This is a genomic window from Edaphovirga cremea (assembly GCF_003332275.1).
Lineage (GTDB): Bacteria > Pseudomonadota > Gammaproteobacteria > Enterobacterales > Enterobacteriaceae > Edaphovirga > Edaphovirga cremea.
Window position 1 is genome coordinate 33,999 of sequence record NZ_QOVA01000011.1, and the last position, 22,280, is coordinate 56,278.

General features: G+C 48.4%; 24 protein-coding genes. 11 read left to right on the forward strand and 13 right to left on the reverse strand.

What is annotated here, in order from left to right:
* Positions 1-28: 28 nt before the first annotated feature.
* A complete protein-coding gene (rraA, locus tag DRI82_RS15270; RefSeq protein WP_114194771.1) occupies positions 29-517 on the forward strand; it encodes a ribonuclease E activity regulator RraA in 489 nt (162 codons plus the stop codon).
* A gap of 101 nt (positions 518-618) precedes the next feature.
* Here rraA and zapB read toward each other — a convergent pair whose 3' ends face one another.
* On the reverse strand, positions 619-858 hold the full coding sequence (gene zapB, locus DRI82_RS15275) for a septal ring assembly protein ZapB (protein ID WP_114194772.1): 240 nt from the start codon (positions 856-858) through the stop codon (positions 619-621).
* Between the two features lie 566 nt (positions 859-1,424).
* Between zapB and DRI82_RS15280 the strand changes: the two genes are divergently transcribed.
* From DRI82_RS15280 to glpX, 3 genes are all read left to right on the forward strand, one after another.
* Positions 1,425-2,270, forward strand: coding sequence for an MIP/aquaporin family protein (locus DRI82_RS15280; RefSeq protein ID WP_114194773.1), 846 nt, complete (start codon positions 1,425-1,427; stop codon positions 2,268-2,270).
* A gap of 31 nt (positions 2,271-2,301) precedes the next feature.
* The gene (glpK, locus tag DRI82_RS15285; protein WP_114194774.1) at positions 2,302-3,810 is read left to right on the forward strand and encodes a glycerol kinase GlpK; all 1,509 of its coding nucleotides are present in this window, start codon (positions 2,302-2,304) and stop codon (positions 3,808-3,810) included.
* Positions 3,811-3,935: 125 nt separating this feature from the next.
* Positions 3,936-4,946 (forward strand): class II fructose-bisphosphatase, encoded by a 1,011-nt coding sequence (glpX, locus tag DRI82_RS15290; RefSeq protein WP_114194775.1) that lies wholly within the window; start codon positions 3,936-3,938, stop codon positions 4,944-4,946.
* A 55-nt stretch (positions 4,947-5,001) separates the two neighbouring features.
* Here glpX and emrD read toward each other — a convergent pair whose 3' ends face one another.
* Complete coding sequence (emrD, locus tag DRI82_RS15295) at positions 5,002-6,186, reverse strand: multidrug efflux MFS transporter EmrD (RefSeq protein ID WP_114194776.1); 1,185 nt, start codon at positions 6,184-6,186, stop codon at positions 5,002-5,004.
* A 476-nt stretch (positions 6,187-6,662) separates the two neighbouring features.
* On the opposite strand from emrD, the gene fpr reads away from it, so the two are divergent.
* Entirely contained in the window at positions 6,663-7,409 is a 747-nt protein-coding gene (fpr, locus tag DRI82_RS15300) for a ferredoxin--NADP(+) reductase (protein ID WP_114194777.1), read from the forward strand.
* Positions 7,410-7,472: 63 nt separating this feature from the next.
* Here the strand turns inward: fpr and DRI82_RS15305 are convergent, their stop codons facing one another.
* Positions 7,473-7,895, reverse strand: coding sequence for a DUF805 domain-containing protein (locus DRI82_RS15305; protein ID WP_114194778.1), 423 nt, complete (start codon positions 7,893-7,895; stop codon positions 7,473-7,475).
* A 144-nt stretch (positions 7,896-8,039) separates the two neighbouring features.
* On the opposite strand from DRI82_RS15305, the gene DRI82_RS15310 reads away from it, so the two are divergent.
* On the forward strand, positions 8,040-8,645 hold the full coding sequence (locus DRI82_RS15310; protein WP_114194779.1) for a DUF1454 family protein: 606 nt from the start codon (positions 8,040-8,042) through the stop codon (positions 8,643-8,645).
* Positions 8,646-8,772: 127 nt separating this feature from the next.
* Positions 8,773-9,540, forward strand: coding sequence for a triose-phosphate isomerase (gene tpiA, locus DRI82_RS15315; protein ID WP_114194780.1), 768 nt, complete (start codon positions 8,773-8,775; stop codon positions 9,538-9,540).
* 107 nt (positions 9,541-9,647) lie between these two features.
* On the opposite strand, the gene DRI82_RS15320 is transcribed toward tpiA, so the two are convergent.
* The 6 genes from DRI82_RS15320 to DRI82_RS15345 all read right to left on the reverse strand — a co-directional run bounded on the left by DRI82_RS15320 (position 9,648) and on the right by DRI82_RS15345 (position 14,958).
* Entirely contained in the window at positions 9,648-10,637 is a 990-nt protein-coding gene (locus tag DRI82_RS15320) for a sulfate ABC transporter substrate-binding protein (protein WP_114194781.1), read from the reverse strand.
* Positions 10,638-10,823: 186 nt separating this feature from the next.
* A complete protein-coding gene (gene pfkA, locus DRI82_RS15325) occupies positions 10,824-11,786 on the reverse strand; it encodes a 6-phosphofructokinase (protein ID WP_114194782.1) in 963 nt (320 codons plus the stop codon).
* A gap of 231 nt (positions 11,787-12,017) precedes the next feature.
* Positions 12,018-12,920, reverse strand: coding sequence for a CDF family cation-efflux transporter FieF (fieF, locus tag DRI82_RS15330; RefSeq protein WP_114194783.1), 903 nt, complete (start codon positions 12,918-12,920; stop codon positions 12,018-12,020).
* A gap of 389 nt (positions 12,921-13,309) precedes the next feature.
* Entirely contained in the window at positions 13,310-13,720 is a 411-nt protein-coding gene (locus DRI82_RS15335; RefSeq protein ID WP_245956859.1) for a hypothetical protein, read from the reverse strand.
* 111 nt (positions 13,721-13,831) lie between these two features.
* Positions 13,832-14,107: a hypothetical protein gene (locus DRI82_RS15340; RefSeq protein ID WP_114194784.1), complete on the reverse strand. Its 276-nt coding sequence runs from the start codon at positions 14,105-14,107 to the stop codon at positions 13,832-13,834.
* Positions 14,107-14,958 carry a DUF4225 domain-containing protein gene (locus DRI82_RS15345; protein ID WP_114194785.1) on the reverse strand — a complete coding sequence of 284 codons (852 nt, stop codon included), beginning with the start codon at positions 14,956-14,958 and terminating at the stop codon, positions 14,107-14,109. The genes DRI82_RS15340 and DRI82_RS15345 overlap by 1 nt, the downstream gene beginning before the upstream one ends.
* A 613-nt stretch (positions 14,959-15,571) precedes the next feature.
* On the opposite strand from DRI82_RS15345, the gene DRI82_RS15350 reads away from it, so the two are divergent.
* Positions 15,572-16,051 (forward strand): Hcp family type VI secretion system effector, encoded by a 480-nt coding sequence (locus DRI82_RS15350; protein WP_114194786.1) that lies wholly within the window; start codon positions 15,572-15,574, stop codon positions 16,049-16,051.
* 507 nt (positions 16,052-16,558) lie between these two features.
* On the opposite strand, the gene cpxP is transcribed toward DRI82_RS15350, so the two are convergent.
* Positions 16,559-17,017: a cell-envelope stress modulator CpxP gene (cpxP, locus tag DRI82_RS15355; protein ID WP_114194787.1), complete on the reverse strand. Its 459-nt coding sequence runs from the start codon at positions 17,015-17,017 to the stop codon at positions 16,559-16,561.
* Between the two features lie 151 nt (positions 17,018-17,168).
* Here cpxP and cpxR point away from each other — a divergent pair, with 151 nt between their 5' ends.
* From cpxR to trmL, 3 genes are read left to right on the forward strand one after another with little or no spacing between them, the layout of a single operon-like run.
* Positions 17,169-17,867, forward strand: coding sequence for an envelope stress response regulator transcription factor CpxR (cpxR, locus tag DRI82_RS15360; protein WP_114194864.1), 699 nt, complete (start codon positions 17,169-17,171; stop codon positions 17,865-17,867).
* The gene (gene cpxA, locus DRI82_RS15365; RefSeq protein ID WP_114194788.1) at positions 17,864-19,234 is read left to right on the forward strand and encodes an envelope stress sensor histidine kinase CpxA; all 1,371 of its coding nucleotides are present in this window, start codon (positions 17,864-17,866) and stop codon (positions 19,232-19,234) included. The genes cpxR and cpxA overlap by 4 nt, the downstream gene beginning before the upstream one ends.
* Before the next feature lie 39 nt (positions 19,235-19,273).
* Complete coding sequence (gene trmL / locus DRI82_RS15370) at positions 19,274-19,747, forward strand: tRNA (uridine(34)/cytosine(34)/5-carboxymethylaminomethyluridine(34)-2'-O)-methyltransferase TrmL (RefSeq protein WP_114194789.1); 474 nt, start codon at positions 19,274-19,276, stop codon at positions 19,745-19,747.
* A gap of 93 nt (positions 19,748-19,840) precedes the next feature.
* Here the strand turns inward: trmL and cysE are convergent, their stop codons facing one another.
* From cysE to secB, 3 genes are all read right to left on the reverse strand, one after another.
* A complete protein-coding gene (gene cysE, locus DRI82_RS15375) occupies positions 19,841-20,656 on the reverse strand; it encodes a serine O-acetyltransferase (protein WP_114194790.1) in 816 nt (271 codons plus the stop codon).
* Between the two features lie 76 nt (positions 20,657-20,732).
* Positions 20,733-21,752 carry an NAD(P)H-dependent glycerol-3-phosphate dehydrogenase gene (gene gpsA, locus DRI82_RS15380; RefSeq protein ID WP_114194791.1) on the reverse strand — a complete coding sequence of 340 codons (1,020 nt, stop codon included), beginning with the start codon at positions 21,750-21,752 and terminating at the stop codon, positions 20,733-20,735.
* On the reverse strand, positions 21,752-22,222 hold the full coding sequence (gene secB / locus DRI82_RS15385) for a protein-export chaperone SecB (RefSeq protein ID WP_114194792.1): 471 nt from the start codon (positions 22,220-22,222) through the stop codon (positions 21,752-21,754). The genes gpsA and secB overlap by 1 nt, the downstream gene beginning before the upstream one ends.
* Positions 22,223-22,280 lie beyond the last annotated feature (58 nt).

Sequence of the window (22,280 nt, forward strand, 5' to 3'; positions counted from 1 at the left end):
GTTCCCGCAGCAACCTGACGTAAATCCTATGAAATACGATACTTCCGAACTATGCGATATTTATCATGAAGAGGTGAATGTCGTTGAGCCATTGTTCTCCAATTTTGGCGGACGTACTTCATTCGGTGGGCAAATCATTACGGTGAAATGCTTCGAGGATAATGGTCTGCTTTATGACCTGCTTGAGGAAAATGGCCGGGGCCGTGTTCTCGTGGTCGATGGTGGCGGTTCCGTGCGGCGTGCCCTGATTGACGCTGAACTGGCTCGTCAAGCCACTGAAAATGAATGGGAAGGCATTGTCGTTTATGGTGCGGTGCGCCAGGTAGACGATCTGCAAGAACTTGATCTCGGTATCCAGGCGATGGCAGCGATTCCCGTTGGTGCAACGAGTGAAGGCGTGGGCAGTGAGAGCGATATCCGGGTGACTTTTGGCGGGGTAACGTTCTTTTCCGGCGACCATCTCTATGCTGATAATACCGGTATCATTCTTTCTGAAGAGCCGCTCGACATCGAGTAATCCCCAGGTTTGCGGTCGCTATAAGGACACACCCAGTGTGTCCTTAAGTTTTACCTACGCTCGCCGAAACAAACACGGCAGAGCGCTATATCCCATGGAAATCAGACTTCTTCCATTTTTCCCAATAGTGCACGCAGACGATCCTGCCAAACATGTTGCTCTTCTTTCAACTGCTCATTTTCACGCACCAGCGTTTCGCGGTTGCTGCTCGCATTCTGCACTTCCTGAGACAGCGTGTTGTTCTGCTCTTTCAGCTCTTCAATTTCCATTTGCAGCAGGGTGATCGTATCAATCGCCTGCTGAACCTTAGCTTCTAATTTCTCAAATACTTCAAATGACATTCTTAATTCCTCTCATGTTCGCAAGGCGTACATCTTTATTGTTACGTCGACATCTTCCGGATGCAAAGACAAAGCTGTTACAACCTGTAGACAAGCGCCTTTCTTCATTACCCCGCTTTCCTGATGGAATACGGCGCTGCTTGATAAAAACGATTGTATGTAGCCTGTCTGCCCCTGTCTAGCGACATCCCGGTACAAAAGTCAGTCTGGCGTAATTTTGTAGGACTGAATATCAGTCCAGACTGAAAAATTCCCTTCAAGTATTATGTTGCCAATGCGGTTGATACTCATTAACGTTACAGTCTCGCAACATCGATAGCATTAAAAACATTTATAGATGTTCTGAAATCGTTGTTTAAAAAGGGGCGAAATCACTCGATTTCGCTCATTTTTTATGACGCAACACACACATTTTGATTTCGCTATTTCTCGTTTGTGTTCGTTAACGATAAATTTACATCGCATTCTCATTCTTTAGACGAGTCGTAACATAAGTTCGCGTAGACGTACTTGGCAGTTAAAAACAATAATTCATCCTAAAACATCACCGTCTGTAGGACCTAACTATGAGCCAAACAGCGATTCCAACTCTTAAAGGCCAATGTATCGCCGAATTCCTCGGCACCGGCCTGTTAATATTTTTTGGTGCAGGATGCGTTGCTGCATTGAAGGTGGCTGGCGCTGCCTTTGGGCAGTGGGAAATCAGCATCATCTGGGGCCTTGGCGTCGCCATGGCTATTTATCTCACTGCGGCTATTTCCGGCGCGCACCTTAACCCGGCGGTTACCGTTGCCCTATGGCTGTTCGCCTGCTTCGACAAACGCAAAGTTGTTCCCTACATCCTGGCGCAGGTTGCCGGGGCATTTTGTGCCGCCGCGCTGGTCTACGGCTTGTATTGCAATTTGATCGTCGATTTTGAGCAAAGCCATAATATGGTGCGTGGCAGTGTGGAAAGCCTCGATCTTGCTGGCATCTTCTCGACCTATCCAAACCCGCACATCAGCGTTACCCAGGCATTTTTGGTTGAAACGGTGATCACCGCCATTCTCATGTGCCTGATTCTCGCATTGACCGATGATGGTAACGGTATCCCCCGCGGCCCTCTCGCACCTCTGCTGATCGGTATTCTGATTGCCTTAATCGGTGCATCAATGGGACCGTTGACAGGGTTTGCATTGAATCCGGCGCGTGATTTTGGTCCAAAGCTGTTTACCTATATTGCAGGATGGGGAAAAGTAGCCTTCACGGGCGCGCGTGATATTCCATACTTCCTGGTACCCATCTTCGGGCCGCTGCTGGGTGCATGCCTTGGCGCCTTCGGTTACCGCGCTCTGATTGGACGACATCTGCCTTGTGATATCTGTGTCACCGATGAAGACGCATCCCCGCAAGCCACACAGCGCAAAGCATAATTAACGGTAAATAAATTACAGGATCAATATCATGACGACAGAAAAGAAATACATTGTCGCCCTCGACCAGGGAACAACCAGCTCACGCGCCGTGGTCCTCGATCATGACGCGAATATCGTCAGCGTATCCCAACGTGAATTCACCCAAATTTATCCCAAGCCAGGCTGGGTAGAGCATGATCCGATGGAAATCTGGTCATCACAAAGCTCAACGCTGGTTGAAGTGCTGGCGAAAGCTGACATCAGTTCTGACCAAATTGCCGGTATCGGGATTACCAACCAGCGCGAAACCACCATCGTGTGGGAAAAAGAGACCGGAAAGCCAATCTATAATGCGATCGTCTGGCAATGCCGCCGTACTGCCGATATTTGCGAAAAACTGAAAAGAGACGGTCTGGAAGAGTACATTCGCCATAACACGGGTTTGGTGGTCGACCCTTATTTCTCGGGCACCAAGGTAAAATGGATCCTTGATCACGTCGAAGGCGCCCGTGAACGCGCTAAACGTGGCGAACTGCTGTTCGGAACCGTCGATACCTGGCTCGTGTGGAAAATGACGCAGGGACGGGTACATGTCACGGACTATACCAACGCCTCGCGGACTATGATGTTCAACATTCATGAGCTGGATTGGGATGAACGCATGCTTGAGGTGCTGGATATTCCTCGCGCCATGCTGCCAAAAGTACGCCCATCTTCAGAAATCTACGGCCAGACCAACATTGGTGGCAAAGGCGGTACGCGTATTCCTATCGCCGGTATCGCGGGCGATCAGCAGGCTGCGCTTTACGGCCAGCTCTGCGTTCAACCCGGTATGGCGAAAAATACCTATGGTACGGGCTGCTTCCTGCTGATGAATACTGGCACAGAAGCCGTGAAGTCCAGCCATGGACTGTTGACCACAATCGCTTGCGGTCCACGCGGTGAAGTGAACTATGCGCTGGAAGGTGCCGTATTTATCGGTGGCGCATCGATCCAGTGGCTGCGTGATGAAATGAAGTTGATCAGCGATGCCGCAGACTCTGAATACTTCGCGACTAAAGTTAAAGACAGTAACGGCGTGTATGTGGTCCCGGCCTTTACCGGCCTGGGCGCACCTTATTGGGACCCGTATGCACGCGGCGCTATTTTCGGTCTGACCCGTGGGGTGAACAGTAATCACATCATCCGCGCCACATTGGAATCCATTGCCTATCAGACCCGCGACGTGCTGGATGCGATGCAGGCTGATGCCAACACGCGTCTTAAATCATTGCGCGTGGATGGTGGTGCTGTCGCCAACAACTTCCTGATGCAGTTCCAGTCAGACATTCTGGGAACTCGCGTTGAACGCCCGGAAGTCCGTGAAGTGACCGCGCTGGGTGCCGCGTTCCTGGCCGGTCTGGCGATTGGCTTCTGGAACGATCTGGATGAAGTGAAAAGCAAGGCGGTCATTGAACGTGAATTCCGCCCTGGAATCGAAACCACCGAGCGTAACGTCCGCTATAGCGGCTGGAAAAAAGCCGTCGCACGTGCGCAAGCATGGGAAGATCACGATTGATTTAACCTAAACGCAGAACTCCCCGCCCGGGGAGTTCTTCTTATGTCCGACCTCTGTGCCCTTCCTGCTGCCGCATTGTGTTAAAATCCGCCCCAACTTCCTTTTCGCTAGCAACAGGTTTTCCCATGAAACGTGAATTAGCCATCGAATTTTCCCGCGTTACCGAAGCCGCCGCTCTGGCTGGATACAAATGGCTTGGCCGCGGTGATAAAAATGCTGCCGACGGTGCCGCCGTCCACGCCATGCGCATTATGCTGAATCAGGTCGATATCGACGGCCAGATCGTCATTGGTGAGGGAGAGATTGACGAAGCCCCGATGCTCTACATTGGTGAACGCGTTGGTACCAGCAACGGTGATGCCGTGGATATTGCTGTCGATCCGATAGAAGGAACGCGCATGACGGCAATGGGGCAGGCCAATGCGCTCGCCGTACTTGCAGTTGGCGATAAAGGCACCTTCCTCCACGCTCCCGATATGTACATGGAGAAACTGGCGGTCGGCCCGGCTGCGCGAGGCAGTATCGATCTCAATTTGCCGTTGGCGCAAAACCTGAAGAATATCGCCGAAAAATTGCAAAAGCCCATGTCTGAACTGACAGTCATTACGCTGGCTAAACCGCGTCATGATGACATTATCCGCGAAATGCAGTTGTTGGGCGTAAAGGTCTTTGCGATCCCCGATGGCGATGTTGCAGCTACGATCCTCACTTGCATGCCTGAAAGTGAAGTCGATGTGCTCTACGGAATCGGCGGTGCTCCAGAAGGCGTGATATCCGCAGCCGTTATCCGAGCACTGGATGGCGACATGCAAGGGCGTCTGTTGGCGCGGCACGAAGTGAAAGGCGACAGTGAAACCAACTGTCAGATTGGCGAACAGGAGCTGGCACGCTGTAAAGAGATGGGGATCGAAGCCGGTAAAGTATTGCAGCTCGGTGATATGGCACGTAATGACAACGTTATTTTCTCTGCAACCGGTATCACCAAAGGCGACTTGCTGGAAGGTATCTCACGTAAAGGAAATATGGCGACCACAGAGACGCTGCTGATCCGCGGTAAATCCCGCACTATCCGTCGTATTCGCTCCACTCACTTCCTCGATCGCAAAGATCCGGATTTGCATCAATTTATTATTTGATCCACTCCACCACCTTGCGATCAAAATGGGCACGTCAAACGTGCCCACATCCTGGTCAGACTGTATGGCCCTGATGTTGCAAACGATTCGACAGCGGCCACCAGCAAAGCAAAATCAGCATCGCCATGGCAAACATCAGCAGACCCAGGCTGAACTGCCCGCTTTGTGGTAGCAGGGCTGAAAGCCAGGCAATCAATCCCGACCCCACGTTTTGCAACCCCCCAACCAATGCACCCGCTGCACCCGCCAGATACGGGAATGGCTCCATCGCCCCCGTTGTTGCCAAAGGAAACAACATGCCTGCGCCGAAGAAAAACAGGGAAGCTGGCACGATCAGTGTCCAGATATTCATAATGCCCAGCCAGCCTGGGATCCACATCAGCAGACCTGCCAATAAGCAGCTAATCACCGAATGCCACATGAGCATATGAAAACTTTTATCGGCACGCCCTGCATACCATGCGCCAAAGAAAGCCGCGGGAATGGGAAGGATGAACAGGATGCTGACGGTGATACCACTCAAGCCAAGCACGCCTCCCATCAGTACGCCACAACTCGCTTCGAAGACGGCAATGCCTGCCAGCGCCCCCACCAGCATCACCAGATAACGGCTGAACGTTCCGTCCGCCAGTAACGGACGAAATCCGCTGAACATCGCTCGTGGCTCACTGTTTTGCGGCCGGGTTTCCGGCAACCACCGATACATACTGAACGCCACCCCCGCGCACAGCAGCAATAAAAAAGCGTAACAGGCACGCCAACCAAACCAGGACGCCAGTATGCTGCCAATGATCGGTGCCAATAACGGGCTGACCAGAATCCCCATATTCAAGAGGCTATTGGCGTAACGTAATGAATTACCGGCATACAAATCGCGTGGCATCGTTCTCGCCATAACGCCGGCGACACCGGTTCCCATCCCCTGAACGGCACTCGCGACCACAAGGAGAGTCAGGCTATCCGCCAAAAGCGCCCCCACCGCGCCCAGCATGAAGATCATCATTCCCGCCATGATCACGGGTTTACGGCCAATACGATCGGACAAAGGCCCATAAAGCAGTTGCGACATTCCATAAGTAATCAGATACGCCGCCATAACGCGCTGTACCGAACCCGCCCTGACCGACAAACTTTCGGCCATATCAGCGATAGTCGGAACATAGATGGTTTGTGCCATTTGCCCAACTGCCACCAGTAAAATCAACATAACCAGCAGGTGATAATTTTCTAATTTTCTCATTTATCGGTTATTTCTTTGTTCACTTAACAAAATGACGGAGTTTATCGCCATGATTTAGGCGAATTATGCCAAGGACGCATAAGCTATCAAATTGGTATGAATAAGCGAGCGATGAGCGGATTAATACTTTGCACGGGCTGGCACCCTGCGAGTCCATCGACGTAAATGAAACTGTACGGTGGCTTTCAGAGGGTATTGGCTATCTCAGGCGAACCACATTTAATCGATAATTTATTCTGGGAATATGAAATAAAATAACAACCTGGCAACAGCACTGTTTCGGCTTAGAGCCTATCCCAGTAGGCGTTATTGTTGCAGACAGTTTGAACACGGATAGCGCGCAAGACCCGGAGCGTACACGCAGTACGTGAGGAGTCTGAGCACTGCCCAGGGTCAAAATGACCAATAAAATAGCCCTAATGGGATAGGCTCTTAGGCCATGCGGATATTTGATAAGACCACGGGAGCATTACACAATGGCTGAATGGGTTACTGGCACGATCACTCAGGTTGAACATTGGACGGAAAGCCTTTTCAGCATCAAAGTAAAAGCACCAATCGACAGCTTTACGGCGGGTCAATTTGCCAAGTTGGGGTTGGAGGTTAACGGAGAACGTGTCCAGCGCGCGTACTCTTTCGTTAACGCTCCCAGCGATAACAATCTGGAGTTTTATCTGGTCACCGTGCCGGAAGGCAAGCTCAGCCCTCGCTTGCATGAGTTGCAACCGGGTAATGAAATCCAGGTGACGAAAGAGGCGGCTGGTTTCTTCGTACTCGACGAAGTGCCGGATTGCGACACGCTGTGGATGCTGGCGACGGGTACGGCCATCGGCCCGTATCTCTCTATTCTGCAGGAAGGGAAAGGTCTGGAGCGGTTCAAAAATATTGTATTGCTGCATGCCGCCCGCTTTGCCCGCGATTTAAGCTACCTGCCGCTGATGCAGCAGCTCCAGCAGCATTATAACGGCAAGTTACGCATCCAGACTGTCGTGAGTCGTGAAGAGGTGCCAGGGTCATTAACCGGGCGAGTTCCCGCACTTATTGAACGTGGAGAGTTGGAGGCCGCAGTCGGGCTGACGATGGATATTGAGAGTAGCCATATTATGCTTTGCGGCAATCCGCAGATGGTGCGAGACACTCAGCAGATACTTAAAGACTCCCGCCAGATGCGCAAGCATTTGCGACGTAAACCTGGCCATATGACCAGCGAGCACTATTGGTAAATCAGATCTCCGCGTCAGGGCACAGGCCCTGACATATCGGAACCCCAGCTTTCGCTGATAAGTTTACAGACGATATCTGACCGGTTCGGGTTCCGGCCCATAGCGGTTATTTCCTGGTGTCCCCACAAATGCGCCGCAATCAATTACCATCATGACGGTAATTATCGCAGGTATTAAACGGCCGATACTCCATTGCGCTATCGTAGGTAACATCTGCCAGTTTCCCGCAGCCAGCATCCACGCCAGAACAATTAGCAACGCCCACCAGGCCGAGCGATTTCTATCATGCAGACGTTTGACAAACACCGCAGCCGTCGGCCACATTAATACCACAATGAAAAATGCCGCGGACTTAATCTCCAGCCACTGACGATCGGCCGCTAAAAACGCGCCAGACATCAGGATCAGCCAGGAAATCATCCAGATCCAAAAGTCCCGCCGTCCTATCCGGCCACGAAATGAAAAACCCCATTGCTGCAATGTCATAACCTACTGGTTCCCTTTAACCTGCCTAATGTGGCAAAGTTTACCTTATGCACTCGGGCAACTGACATTGTTTGCGCGGATTTTTGACAATCACCCAACCGGATCGCCTTCATAGGGCATTACCGTCGCCATTATCGGGAAGTCATGAGAACATTATTTACTTCGTTATTGCTGTTTACTGGCCTGTGCACTGCGAGCTCCGTGCTGGCCGATCCACCAGCCGATCGCGATCATGCGGCGCAGGTGAATGAAATGCCGAAAGCCCCGTATCTTCTGTCTGGGGCACCAACCTTTGATCTGACGGTAGTAAAATTTCGAGAACATTACAACGCCGCCAACCCAACGTTGCCTATCAATGAATTCAGGGTCATTGCCGATAAACAAGCCAATAGCCTAATGACCCGCGCAGCCAGCAAAATCAACGAAAACCTCTATGCCTCAACGGCGCTGGAAAAAGGCACCGGGAAAATTAAAACGCTGCAAATCACTTATCTGCCAATTCAAGGCAATGAGGAAAAAGCCGCGCGCGCAATGGCGATCGATTACATGGCAGCGTTGATGCGTGAATTTGAACCCTCCCTGAGCATTGAACAAAGCACGACGAAAGTCACTGATCTGCTCGAAAAAGGGAAGGGATTACAGTTCTTTCAACAACCGGTCGGTTCAATACGCTATGTTGTGTCAGATAGCGGCGAAAAAGGGCTAACTTTCGCCGTTGAACCGATTAAGCTGGCGCTATCTGAACCATGATGACCCGGTAATTAATGACGAAAAGCAAAGCCTTTCTTGATAATCATCTCTATACTGTTTGGCAGGTAAATTGCCCTTGTGGCAGTCATTTTGATCGTCTCTCGCGTTCCCTGTTGGAGGAAATAACATGCGACATCCATTAGTGATGGGTAACTGGAAACTCAATGGCAGCACCCATATGGTCAACGAGTTGATCGCTGCATTGCGTACTGAACTGAGCGCCGTTACCGGCTGCGGCGTAGCAATCGCCCCGCCAACCATCTATTTGAACCAAGCGAAACATGCATTGGCAGGCAGCCGTATTGCGCTGGGTGCGCAGGACGTCGGCGTAAATCCGTCTGGCGCATTCACTGGCGAAGTTTCTGCTGAAATGCTGAAAGATATCGGTGCAACGCACATCATCATCGGTCACTCCGAGCGTCGTACTTACCACAAAGAAAGCGACGAATTCATCGCTAAAAAATTCGGCGTACTGAAAGAAGTTGGCCTGATTCCGGTTCTGTGTATCGGCGAAACTGAAGCTGAAAATGAAGCAGGCCAAACTGAAGCGGTTTGCGCCAGGCAACTCGACGCGGTACTGAATACCCTCGGCGCGAAAGCATTTGAAGGTACGGTTATCGCTTACGAACCCGTCTGGGCTATCGGCACCGGTAAATCAGCAACGCCTGCGCAAGCTCAGGCTGTTCACAAATTCATCCGTGATCATATCGCCAAACAAGATGCGGATGTGGCTGCCAAAGTCATCATCCAATACGGCGGTTCCGTTAACGCAGCAAATGCGGCTGAACTCTTCACCCAGCCAGACATTGATGGTGCATTAGTGGGCGGTGCTTCTTTGAAAGCTGACGCGTTTGCCGTGATTGTTAAAGCGGCTGCTGAAGCCAAAAAAGCATAATCTATCAGGGTTGCGGCAGATTCTCGTGCCGCTTCCAAAGAAAACCCCCGGCTCGATGAACCGGGGGTTTTTATTTCTCGATATAGTGAGTTGAGAAGTGAACGTAATTAGCGCTTGCTGATCTCGTCGAATATTCCGCCTGTAGAGAAATGCACTTTCTGTGCATCAGTCCAGTTACCCGCTACTTCTTCTATCGTAAACAGTTTCAGTTTCGGGAACTCTTTCTCAAATTTCTGCGCTACGGCTGCATCGCGAGGACGGTAATAATTTTTCGCAGCGATGGTCTGTCCTTCGGTTGAGTAGAGATATTTCAGATACCCATCAGCCACAGTGCGGGTATCACGTTTATCTACCACTTTATCGACCACTGATACCGTAGGTTCCGCCAGGATAGATTCGCTCGGCGTAACGATATCGAATTTATCTTTACCCACTTCATTCACCGCTAACAGCGCTTCATTTTCCCATGCGATGAGCACGTCGCCGATACCACGCTCAACGAAAGTTGTCGTGGCACCACGGGCACCCGAGTCCAGCACCTCAACGTTTTTGTACAGATCTTTTACGAACTCTTGTGCCTTGGCTTTATCATTATCATTGTGATGCAGGGCGTAGCCCCACGCAGCCAAATAGTTCCAGCGCGCACCACCTGACGTTTTAGGATTCGGCGTTATTACAGAGATACCCGGCTTGATTAAATCAGACCAGTCATGAATTTGTTTCGGGTTACCTTTGCGTACCAGGAACACGATGGTTGAAGTGTAGGGTGCGGAGTTATCCGGCAGGCGTTTAATCCAGTTTTTATCGATCTGGCCACGTTCAGCAATCGCATCAACATCGTACGCCAGCGCCAGTGTTACCACGTCGGCTTCGAGGCCGTTAATCACAGAGGTCGCCTGTTTGCCCGATCCGCCATGTGATTGGCGCACAGTGACTTTATCGCCCGTTTTTTCCTGCCAATATTTACTGAACGCCTGGTTATAATCTTGATATAACTCACGAGTCGGATCATAAGAAACATTCAGAATTTGAATATCTTTTGCGATGGCACCCGTTGTCATCAGCATTATTGCCAGCCCTGCACCCCATTTACGCATCGCCACGCTCTCCCAGAGATTATTATTAACAACGCCAATCGGTTGTTTCTGAGCTAGAGCCTGCCAGAAAGTAGAATGAGGAATAAAGAATAAAAAACTTCCATCTATTACTTATAGGAATAAAGGACGGGTAGAAAACGAAAAGCCCCCGGCTAAGGAGGCTTTCATCACAATATAGTCTTTTGATCAATAAAGCTTTTTAGCGCATTCCAGCCAATCGCCTTTGAATGGACGCTTCATGTTTTCAATGGCATCGACGATATCATGATGCACCAGCTTTTCATTTTGGATACCGACGCAGCGACCACCGTAGCCTTGCAACAGTAATTCTATGGAATAAGAACCCATGCGCGAAGCCAGAATACGGTCGTAAGCAACGGGTGAACCACCACGTTGAATATGCCCCAATACGGTCGCACGCGTTTCGCGTTTGGTTTCACTTTCAATCTGGCGCGCCAACTCATCGATATCACAAATGTGCTCGGTAATCGCCACAATCGCGTGTTTTTTACCTTTATCGATGCCTGCTTTGATTTCTTTAATCAGATCCTGAGGATTGAATTCTACCTCTGGCAGCACGATGAATTCGCATCCACCGGCAATGGCGGCAGCCAAGGTCAGGTCGCCACAATAGCGGCCCATCACTTCAACGATAGAGATACGCTGGTGCGACGATGAGGTGTCACGCAAGCGGTCAATAGCTTCAACAACAGTTTCTAGCGCAGTGAAATAGCCGATTGTGTAGTCAGTCCCTGCTACATCATTATCAATCGTGCCCGGCAGACCAATGCAAGGGAAACCTTCTTCAGTCAGGCGCTTAGCCCCCATGTAGGAACCATCACCGCCAATAACAACCAGTGCATCCAGACCACGTTCCTTCATGTTCTCAATCGCTTGTGCACGTACTTCATCTCGCCTGAATTCGGGGAAACGTGCCGAGCCAAGGAAAGTGCCACCACGGTTGATCATGTCAGAAACGCTGTAACGATCCAGTCTATCCATACGATTTTCGTACAATCCCTGATAGCCATCGTACACACCGTAAACTTCCAGCCCTTCACTCAACGCGGCACGAACCACACCGCGTATCGCAGCGTTCATACCTGGGGCGTCTCCGCCACTCGTCAGTACACCGATTTTTTTGATCATGACTACCTCTGAACTTGTAGATGCAATTTCTTAAGAATTCTTTGCCTGCAAATTTTACCGCGCTTCACGCCGTTCATAAAATGAGCCCTAGGCTTTTGATAGGGAATATTATAACAAAAAGCCGTTGCTGAATTGATTCAGGTCACTCTAAATCACGGTAAATTTTTTCGCATAACATACAGTGCTCAGATCCATCTGCTCCATATAAAATTCATCTGATACCAGCGAGTTTTACATCTCCCAATGACCTTGCTGCTCTTTTGGCACCACCGAACAAGGATCTTGATGGATAATGATGTCTGCCCCGGGAAAACGATGCAAAATCGCTTTCTCAACTTGCTCTGCTAACAGATGGGCACTCACCAATGGCAAATTATCATCCATCTCAATATGAACTTGGATAAATCGGGTCGGACCTGATTGCCGAGTCCTCAGTTGGTGTGCTCCACGAATTCCGGGCCAAGCAACGATGATATCAATAATTTCCTGACGTTCTTCGTCCGGCAGTGCTCTATCCAGCAAAGACTGGACTGCTTCATAACCCATCCTCAGCGCAGTATATAAAATATACACCCCGATACCGAGCGCAAAGACAGCATCAGCCCAAATTAAACCATACGTACTCAACACCAATGCAATAAGAATAGCACTGTTCATCAACACATCAGACTGATAATGCAGCATATCAGCCCTAATTGCCTGACTGTGAGTTTTACGTACCACCCAGCGTTGAAAACTCACCAAAAGCAGGGTGGTTATCAGGGAAAACACCGTTACCCAAATACCGATACCCAAATCTCGCAACGGTTCTGGCGAGATCAAATGCTGGAATCCTGTCAGGAACAGGAAAAGTGCTGAACCCGATATAAACATACTTTGTGCCAACGCGGCGAGAGATTCAGCCTTCCCATGGCCAAAAGTATGTTCGTCATCAGCAGGTTGGAGCGAATAACGGATTACCAGTAAATTCGTGAGTGATGCGGCAATATCGACCAGGGAATCAATCAGCGCGGCAAGAATACTGACCGAATCGGTTTGCAACCATGCGATGATTTTTATGGCCAATAGAAAAGAGGCGACAACTGTCGCGCAAAGTGCTGCCGTTTTTACCAGACGTGCATATTGGTGATCCATAGCCGATCTCAAAAAAAGTCCCGGACACAGATTATAACGGATAGCAGGCAAAAAAAGCCCCAGATTTGCGGCGCAGTGTGAGTCACCAATGCCGATGCAATCCTATTAGCCATTTTGATGTTTTTAATTGCCAGCGCGCAGCATAGGTTCTGAGAAGGTTTCGAATTGTTACATAGGGAAGGGATTTGGCCGGGAAGGTTCAACGGTAATCTCGAGACCCTATCAGCCCATATACAATAACTTAATGTTCCCGCATAATGATGTTTCCACGTAATGCTCTCATACTTAAAAGATATTAATTCATACGGTTGGGCATTGTTATGAGTTAAAAATCACCCTTAAGTAATTGACATAACTTATATAATCTAAAAATAAGTCATACCAGAAATTTAATTAACCTCTTTCGATAACATCAACATTAAACACTTATTGCCCTTGACGCCTACCTTACCAAGATAAAAATATTCCCCACGAGGTGGGTTATCCCATGAATACCCAGCGATCAAAGGTATATGCGTATTGTTTATATATAAGACCATTTTTTGGAGGTTTTCATCAATGTTTTTCAAGTCACAAAAATAGATGACACTGCTTTGAGGACTAGACTCATCACTGGGACCATACTCAAAAAAATAATTCTCAGAAAGTCTTGGGGCATTCCTTATTTCTTTATAGGTCAGAAGATAATATTTAAAAAAATCCTTATCAGTGTAAGTTACATTAGGCATCACAATTAACCACCCCCAATAGATAATGAGGGAAAAACCAATAAAGAAAACCACTGCCATTGATTTTATCATAACTTTAAATCCAAGAAAGCCTTTGTATTATTATAAGTCATCACTATGTCTTTTAGTTACCATTACCGGTAGCGGTGGTTATAGCATCTGGGATGAGGAAATTTATTAAAATCAATACATCATACGCTTAGCTATAGCATATGGAACACCACCAACGACACTAAATAAAAGCGCACTAAATGTAAAAAAATCATTATCAAAAACATCAATTCCAAACAGCGGTATTATACCAAACTTAACAATATACATATGAAAACCAATGGGGACTATTGATATAAGTATCGCGAAAAAATGGTGATTAACATCACCAATGGCAAGTAATCTCTTTATAATAAAGTAGTTGCCAGACAACACAAAAATTGATGCAATAAAGTATAAAACAAACATCAATAACTCCTCGTCTGTCCATAACCTGTATTAAATGCACCAGTAGTCTCAAAAAGTAGATCTAGCCCACCCATCATCTTATATCCAGGATTCTTCAATCCTGTTAATAAGTCCGCATTTACATAACGCAAAAGCCTATATACATCAGGTTCCAGTCTATAGCCAAGCAAAGTATTAATCGATAAGCCAACATCAACAAATGTATAAATAACATCAGCATCACGAGCACTTGATCCGAAAACGTTTTGACCAACTTGCTCATATACAAATTTCACTGGACCAGTGTAACTTTCTCGATAGAGAAGATAATACCCATTTTCAACTACATTGTTTATTCCATGACCAATTAATAGAGCGCCCATACCGGCTCCTATCCCTGTCTCAATAAGACCAACACCAGCTACGAACTGTAATCCACCCGAAACAAACCCAATACCCGCGATAATCAAACTTATCGCTTCCTCGGTTTTGGCAGATCTTTTTCTTCTTAGAGGATCAAGAATAGGCTTAACTATAACAACTTGTTTTAATTGATTTCTCGACATCATTTCATCCTGATGCCTTAATGCTGATATTTCCTCATCCAAAGAGTTAATCGCATCTGCAACACTTAACTCACTCGTATTAATTTTTGCTACTATATCTGATGAGTAACTAATTACTTCACTGATAAAGTGGTCTTTTGCTAAACTCCACTTTACATACTTATCCGCAACGCTATTCATCACTCGCATTAATTCATTTTGTTTATCCAACAAAATCTTAACACTCTCACGTTCTTCACCTAGCGTCTCATCAATCCATCCCCGAAGTTCCGGGTGCCTCTCGTAAAACTCTTCCATAACATCCATGACAATCCCTTATAATAACAAAAAACTCATGCGTAAACATACTCCGCAAAAACAAAAGAGTGAATACTTTTATTTTGTTTTACTAATGAATTCTCGTCAAACACCCCACACCTAACATAAAGTTTTTTTACCGTTAAAAACTCGCTAGTATCCGCGAGTCAGTACGTTCATGAGCCTGCGTTCGACAGTAAAACTCTCTTGATTAAGATCACCACTGCAGCGACATACTTTAACGATGTCACTTGCAACCATCGCTGAATCTGTCCACAGCTATTTACTGAGTGTAGGGTGAGGATCAGAAAATCAAGTTATTAAAGAGTAAAAAATAATCACCATTATTGTAAATAAATACAATTGGATGGTAGCGAATAGTGGCATTCTTATGAGGCAAAACTTCGAGCGTGCACGAGATAGAATCCAATGTTTTATAGACAAACCCAGCATTGGAACTACGAGGATAAATCAACATGCAATGTACCATTCAATTTCATACAGTCTGAATGATTTGTTTCGTACAGAGCGCAGTCAATAAAATATAATAAACGTCCAGACTATGTGATAGATTACTGCGAGACACATAAGTTTAACTAATGCATTTAATAAGGAGAGGTTAATGGCACATTTGATTTACTTAACGTTAAAGGGTCAGAAACAGGGACTAATTTCCAGTGGTTGTTCAAACATAGACTCCATCGGGAATAAAGGACAACTCAATCATGAAGACCAGATATTGATATACAACCTGTCTCACTCAATAACCCGAGCGCAACACGTCAATCACAACCCCGTGGTAATAAAAAAACCTATAGACAAATCATCTCCACTGCTAGGTGTTGCCATCTCAGAGAATGAATTATTAGATGCTGAGTTTTACTTTTACCGAACAAGTCAGGATGGCGCACAAGAATTGTATTACTCAGTAAAACTAATCGGTGCGACGATCACAGAACTTGCTGCGCTGCATCCTCACAACATCACACATACTGGCGCACAACCGCAAGAAACCTTGTCGCTTCGTTATAAGAGTATTACTTGGCAACATCATATTGCCGGCACCGGCGGTTATAGCATCTGGAACGACATGATTTATTAAAAATAATGAAACCATATGCTATCCCACCAACATATGGTTATTAATGTAATCATACCCCAATTATATATGATCACTGGTTTTGACATTCTCCGGTTGCCGGCTATTCATAGAGTCCAGGTTCTAATGCAACGCGAACTGATGCCTCGATGTGACCTGCAGTATTACGAATGCAGCAGTTTACTTATGGCTCATACCATACACTCAGGGTCAATGTCATGAATCGGAGGGTTTTGACAAAGCTCGTAGATGGTAGTCACAGAGTGAATAGTAGACTTGGTAGCGTGCAAGAAGTTGCATTCGCAAGTGGTGAATGGAAAGGTTCTTTAGAAAGCAACATTACAAGGGACAAAAAAAACCCCACCTTACGGTGGGGGAAGACAGGGATGGTGTCTATGGCAAGGAAAAACAGGGGTATTACTCTCACTACTACTCATTACTCGTGGTACTTGGCTTCTGGGCAGAAGTTTGTTGCAATTCGTTCATTCGCTGTGCATTTTGCTGCTGCGCCTACTGCATCTTCAATAATTGCTGCATGCGCTGTTCATGTTTCTGGATCAAAACTGCTTTTTGATCGTCGGTGAGCAGGTTGTACATTTGATTGCGTACTTTCGCCATTTCTACCTGGCGGTTAACCTGCTCCTGCGCCATCTTTTCAGCCTGGGCCCGGATGGCACTTTCATCGAAATTCTCAGCGGTTACCAGCTTATGCATGGCTTCCATTTCAGCTACATTGATACGAGGAGAATCTCTTCGCGCCTGATGCATCAAATCACGCATTTGCTGGCGCTGTTCTTCGGTAAGATTTACACCGTCGAACATTAATTCATTTTGTACGTAACCGCTTTTCAGTGCAGGGTCGTCGTGATGCCATGCATTGTCGGATTCGGTATTAGTCTCAGCGGCCAACACGACACCGGAACCGAGTGTCAGCATTGAGGCTATAACTAAGCCGGTTACCTTATGCATCATTCCACTCCTGCTTTTGTTTCGCGCTGTACGTTTCATGTTAAGCAGTGTACTTCGACGGCTGCAAACATGCGTCAGTGCTTGTAAAACTACGTAAAGTCATGGAATGACAACTATTGATGTCGTATTTTGCGTCTAGAGGTAATACATGATGAATAAAATCCTGTTGGTTGACGACGATCGCGAACTCACTTCGCTCTTGAAAGAACTGTTGGACATGGAAGGTTTCAATGTTGTAGTTGCGCATGATGGCGAACAGGCATTGGAACTGTTGGACAGCAGTATTGATTTATTACTGCTGGACGTAATGATGCCCAAGAAAAACGGCATTGATACACTCAAAGAACTGCGTCAGAACCACCAGACGCCAGTAATCATGCTGACGGCGCGGGGAAGCGAGCTGGATCGCGTTCTGGGGCTTGAACTCGGGGCAGATGACTATTTGCCTAAACCCTTTAACGATCGCGAACTGGTGGCGCGCATCCGCGCGATTCTCCGCCGCTCAAGTTGGAGTGAACAGCAACAAAACAGTGACAATAGTGCGCCAACCGTAGAAGTGGATTGCCTGCAACTTAATCCAGGTCGTCAGGAAGCCAGTTTTGAAGGCCAGGTATTGGATCTGACCGGCACCGAATTTACCCTGCTTTATCTGCTGGCGCAGCATCTGGGCCAGGTGGTTTCCAGAGAGCATCTCAGTCAGGAAGTGCTGGGTAAGCGTCTGACGCCGTTTGATCGGGCCATCGATATGCACATATCGAATCTACGCCGTAAATTACCCGAACGAAAAGATGGTCACCCGTGGTTTAAAACACTGCGTGGGCGTGGTTATCTGATGGTTTCTGCAACATGATAAATAGTTTGACGGCGCGTATCTTCGCCATTTTCTGGTTCACATTAGCCTTGGTGCTGATGTTGGTGTTGATGGTGCCTAAGCTTGACTCCCGACAGTTGACCCCTCTGGTCGACAACGAGCAACGTCAAGGTCTGATGCTTGAACAGCATGTCGAGGCAGAACTCGCAAGCGATCCGGCAAACGACCTGATGTGGTGGCGCAGGCTGTTTCGCGCTATCGATAAATGGGCACCGCCCGGCCAGCGATTACTGCTGGTTACCAGCGAGGGGCGGGTGATTGGCGCACAGCGCAATGAAATGCAAATAGTGCGAAATTTCATTGGGCAGTCTGATAATGCCGATCATCCGCAAAAGAAAAAATATGGGCGCATCGAACTGGTGGGACCTTTTTCCGTCAGGGATGGCGAAGATAATTACCAGCTCTACCTGATTCGCCCCGCGAGCAGTTCCCAGTCAGACTTCATCAACCTGATGTTTGACCGGCCCCTGCTGTTGTTGGTGGTGACAATGCTAATCAGCGCCCCCTTGCTGCTCTGGCTGGCCTGGAGTCTGGCAAAACCGGCACGTAAGCTGAAAAATGCAGCAGATGACGTCGCCCGGGGTAATTTGAAACAGCATCCTGAACTGGAAGCTGGGCCACAGGAGTTTTTGGCGACAGGAGCCAGCTTCAACCAAATGGTCAGCGCATTGGAAAGGATGGTCAATGCCCAGCAGCGGCTTATTTCTGATATTTCACATGAATTACGTACGCCGCTGACGCGTTTGCAGCTGGCAACCGCACTCATGCGACGCCGCCACGGTGAAGGTAAAGAACTGGCGCGCATTGAGACCGAAGCACAGCGATTAGACAGTATGATCAACGATCTATTGGTTCTCTCACGCAGTCAGCACAAGAACGAGTTGGCTCGTGAACTTCTGAAGGCCAATGAGTTGTGGTCTGATGTGATTGATAATGCTCAGTTTGAAGCGGAGCAGATGGGGAAAGAACTGGAGGTGACTTCTCCGCCAGGTCCATGGACGCTGATCGGGAATCCATCGGCACTGGACAGTGCGCTGGAAAACATCGTCCGTAATGCCCTGCGCTATTCTCACCACCGCATCTCTGTCGCATTTACCTGCGATAACGAAGGGATCACCATCACCGTGGACGATGACGGTCCAGGCGTTTCTCCTGAAGACCGCGAACAGATATTCCGCCCATTCTACAGAACTGATGAAGCACGCGACAGAGAGTCCGGTGGGACGGGTCTCGGTCTGGCTATCGTTGAAACTGCCGTTGATCAGCATCGCGGCTGGGTCAAGGCCGATGACAGCCCACTCGGCGGGTTACGCCTGATCATTTGGCTGCCGCTGCACTTGCGATAAAGTTTCTGCTATCCTACGCCCCTCTGTTCAGGGGGGCGTATGCTAAATATAGTTTTGTTTGAACCCGAAATCCCACCAAATACCGGTAACATTATTCGCCTGTGTGCAAATACAGGTTTTCAATTGCACGTCATTGAACCTTTGGGTTTTACCTGGGATGACAAGCGATTACGTCGTGCGGGTCTCGATTATCACGAATTTGCCAACATCAAGCGACATCATGATTATCAGGCCTTTGTTGCCAGTGAACAGCCTCAGCGCCTCTTTGCTTTAACAACAAAGGGCACACCCGCGCACAGCGCAGTGAGTTATCAGGTGGGGGATTTTCTGCTCTTTGGACCGGAAACACGCGGCCTGCCCGCAGAAATTCTCAATGCCTTGCCCGCAGAGCAAAAGATACGTATTCCGATGCAACCTGACAGTCGCAGTATGAACCTGTCAAATGCCGTTTCTGTTGTGGTCTATGAGGCGTGGCGTCAGCTTGGTTATGCAGGCGCTTTGGTGCGGGAATAAATATTTGATACGGGAATAAGTAGTGGTTCAGGATTAAGTATTGATGCCAGACCGAGAGGTTCTGTCTGGCATTCAATAACCACATCAACTTACTTAAATGCCGTCGCCGTATTCGAAGCTGAGATCGCTGAAGTTCTGATCCATATCCAGCGACGGTTTGTCAGTGCGCGGACGACCAACAATTCTTGCCGGTACTCCCGCAGCCGTGGTGTGTGCCGGTACAGATTGCAATACCACAGAGCCGGCGCCAATTTTGGCACCGCGCCCTACTTCGATATTGCCGAGGATTTTTGCACCCGCCCCGATCATCACGCCTTCACGAATTTTAGGATGACGATCGCCACTGGTTTTGCCGGTACCGCCAAGGGTGACGGATTGGAGAATGGAAACGTCATTCTCTACCACTGCCGTTTCACCAATCACGATGCCCGTTGCGTGATCAAGCATGATGCCGCAACCGATTCTGGCCGCCGGATGAATATCCACGCCAAAAGACATCGAGATTTGATTTTGAAAGTAGATCGCCAATGCCTGACGATCCTGCGCCCACAACCAATGGCCGATGCGATAGGCCTGCAAGGCATGGAAACCCTTCAGATACAGTAACGGTGTGGAATATTTATCCACTGCAGGGTCGCGCAGCCGTACGGCAAGAATGTCTCGCGCCGCTGACAACGTCATTTGTTCATCAGAACGGTAAGCTTCCTCAACTACCTCGCGAATAGCGATCGCTGGCATGATGGAGTTCGCTAGTTTATTCGCAAGGATATAACTCAGCGCACTACCCAAATTTTCATGTTTGAGTAATGTTGCGTGAAAAAAACTGGCTAGCATTGGTTCACAATCAGCCAACGCCCGGGCTTCAGATTTAATGTTACTCCAGACCTGCTCTAGTTCTTCTGCAGACATCACTCTTCCTCTCAGCCTTACGAAAATAAGCCACCATATCGATATCTAACGATAAAGTGGCTTGAGAATTTACAGGTTAAGCACTGCTTTTTTCGTCTTTGCTTGTACGCCCCAACAAACTGATTGCAGCTTCGCGGGCATCCTTATTGCAATACAATACCTGATAGATCTGTTCCGTGATCGGCATTTCGACGTTCATCCGTTTTGCCAGCGCCAGCACCTCTTTGGTATTGCGGTAACCTTCTACCACTTGACCAATTTTGTCCTGCGCTTCCTGCACGTCCAAACCCTGTCCGAGCATAATGCCAAAACGGCGATTACGTGATTGATTATCTGTACAAGTGAGCACCAAGTCGCCCAGTCCTGCCATACCCATGAATGTCGATGGGTCAGCACCCAAGGCTGAACCCAACCGGCTCATTTCAGCCAACCCGCGGGTGATCAGTGCGGTACGCGCATTCGCACCAAACCCGATGCCATCAGACATACCGGCGCCGATAGCGATGACGTTTTTAACCGCACCACCAAGCTGAACACCGATAAAGTCGGGATTACTATAAACGCGGAAACTCTTGCCACAGTGCAATAGTTTTTGCAGATCGTCAGCAAACACAGCATCTGTTGACGCCAACGCTATCGCTGTTGGTAATCCAGCCGCAAGCTCTTTGGCAAACGTGGGACCAGAAACCACAGCAAGTGGGATCGTGTCGCCCAGTGCTTCACGCGCAACGTCCTGCAACAAACGCCCGGTTTCTGCTTCCAGACCTTTCGTTGCCCAAACAATACGGGCATCGGCTCGCAAATGCGGCTTAATCTGGCGCAAGACATCGCCAAATACATGGCTCGGCACCACGACCAATACATTACGGCTTGCAGCCAGGGCCTTACCGAGATCGGCTTCCAGTACCAGGGTATCTGGGAAAGGGACATCAGGAAGAAAAACCTGGTTGCATCGGCTATTTTGCAACGCCTGGATATGCTTGGGATTATGCCCCCAGAGCACAACAGAGTGACCATTACGTGCAAGGGTAATGGCTAATGCGGTGCCGTACGAGCCGGCACCGATTACAGTCATTGAAGCATTGACGGTGTTCATCAGGCATCCTGACGTGGAGCAGCACCTTCGCCTTCTGACTGCTGTTGCAGATAGTTCATGAACAGCGCGTCAAAATTGACGGGAGCCAGATTCAACTGCGGGAAAGTACCACGTGAAACCAGGCTGGTGATGCATTCGCGCGCATACGGGAACAGAATGTTCGGGCAGTATGCACCCAGGCAATGTGCCAACTGAGTCCCTTCAATCCCGGCGACGCTGAAAATACCGCCCTGCTGTACTTCACACAGAAACGCAGTTTCTTCGCCCAGGCTTGCAGTGACGGTAACACGCAGTACAACCTCATACACGTCATCAGCCAGCTGACTTGATGCGGTATCAAGATCAAGCTTAACTTCTGGTTGCCATTCCTGCTGGAAAACCTGCGGTGCATTCGGCGCTTCAAAGGAGATATCTTTGGTATAAATGCGCTGAATCTGGAAAGCCATCTCTGTTTCGTTTTGTTCTGACATGTGAAAATACCTTTGGTTAAATGTCTTTATTGACACTTTGCGGCCAACAGCGAAAAAA

What these genes read in the sequence shown, in the direction of transcription:
- rraA (WP_114194771.1), top strand. Translation starts at nt 29, where the DNA reads ATGAAATACGATACTTCCGAACTATGCGATATTTATCATGAAGAGGTG.
- zapB (WP_114194772.1), bottom strand. Translation starts at nt 858, where the DNA reads ATGTCATTTGAAGTATTTGAGAAATTAGAAGCTAAGGTTCAGCAGGCG.
- DRI82_RS15280 (WP_114194773.1), top strand. Translation starts at nt 1,425, where the DNA reads ATGAGCCAAACAGCGATTCCAACTCTTAAAGGCCAATGTATCGCCGAA.
- glpK (WP_114194774.1), top strand. Translation starts at nt 2,302, where the DNA reads ATGACGACAGAAAAGAAATACATTGTCGCCCTCGACCAGGGAACAACC.
- glpX (WP_114194775.1), top strand. Translation starts at nt 3,936, where the DNA reads ATGAAACGTGAATTAGCCATCGAATTTTCCCGCGTTACCGAAGCCGCC.
- emrD (WP_114194776.1), bottom strand. Translation starts at nt 6,186, where the DNA reads ATGAGAAAATTAGAAAATTATCACCTGCTGGTTATGTTGATTTTACTG.
- fpr (WP_114194777.1), top strand. Translation starts at nt 6,663, where the DNA reads ATGGCTGAATGGGTTACTGGCACGATCACTCAGGTTGAACATTGGACG.
- DRI82_RS15305 (WP_114194778.1), bottom strand. Translation starts at nt 7,895, where the DNA reads ATGACATTGCAGCAATGGGGTTTTTCATTTCGTGGCCGGATAGGACGG.
- DRI82_RS15310 (WP_114194779.1), top strand. Translation starts at nt 8,040, where the DNA reads ATGAGAACATTATTTACTTCGTTATTGCTGTTTACTGGCCTGTGCACT.
- tpiA (WP_114194780.1), top strand. Translation starts at nt 8,773, where the DNA reads ATGCGACATCCATTAGTGATGGGTAACTGGAAACTCAATGGCAGCACC.
- DRI82_RS15320 (WP_114194781.1), bottom strand. Translation starts at nt 10,637, where the DNA reads ATGCGTAAATGGGGTGCAGGGCTGGCAATAATGCTGATGACAACGGGT.
- pfkA (WP_114194782.1), bottom strand. Translation starts at nt 11,786, where the DNA reads ATGATCAAAAAAATCGGTGTACTGACGAGTGGCGGAGACGCCCCAGGT.
- fieF (WP_114194783.1), bottom strand. Translation starts at nt 12,920, where the DNA reads ATGGATCACCAATATGCACGTCTGGTAAAAACGGCAGCACTTTGCGCG.
- DRI82_RS15335 (WP_245956859.1), bottom strand. Translation starts at nt 13,720, where the DNA reads ATGATAAAATCAATGGCAGTGGTTTTCTTTATTGGTTTTTCCCTCATT.
- DRI82_RS15340 (WP_114194784.1), bottom strand. Translation starts at nt 14,107, where the DNA reads ATGTTTGTTTTATACTTTATTGCATCAATTTTTGTGTTGTCTGGCAAC.
- DRI82_RS15345 (WP_114194785.1), bottom strand. Translation starts at nt 14,958, where the DNA reads ATGGATGTTATGGAAGAGTTTTACGAGAGGCACCCGGAACTTCGGGGA.
- DRI82_RS15350 (WP_114194786.1), top strand. Translation starts at nt 15,572, where the DNA reads ATGGCACATTTGATTTACTTAACGTTAAAGGGTCAGAAACAGGGACTA.
- cpxP (WP_114194787.1), bottom strand. Translation starts at nt 17,017, where the DNA reads ATGCATAAGGTAACCGGCTTAGTTATAGCCTCAATGCTGACACTCGGT.
- cpxR (WP_114194864.1), top strand. Translation starts at nt 17,169, where the DNA reads ATGAATAAAATCCTGTTGGTTGACGACGATCGCGAACTCACTTCGCTC.
- cpxA (WP_114194788.1), top strand. Translation starts at nt 17,864, where the DNA reads ATGATAAATAGTTTGACGGCGCGTATCTTCGCCATTTTCTGGTTCACA.
- trmL (WP_114194789.1), top strand. Translation starts at nt 19,274, where the DNA reads ATGCTAAATATAGTTTTGTTTGAACCCGAAATCCCACCAAATACCGGT.
- cysE (WP_114194790.1), bottom strand. Translation starts at nt 20,656, where the DNA reads ATGTCTGCAGAAGAACTAGAGCAGGTCTGGAGTAACATTAAATCTGAA.
- gpsA (WP_114194791.1), bottom strand. Translation starts at nt 21,752, where the DNA reads ATGAACACCGTCAATGCTTCAATGACTGTAATCGGTGCCGGCTCGTAC.
- secB (WP_114194792.1), bottom strand. Translation starts at nt 22,222, where the DNA reads ATGTCAGAACAAAACGAAACAGAGATGGCTTTCCAGATTCAGCGCATT.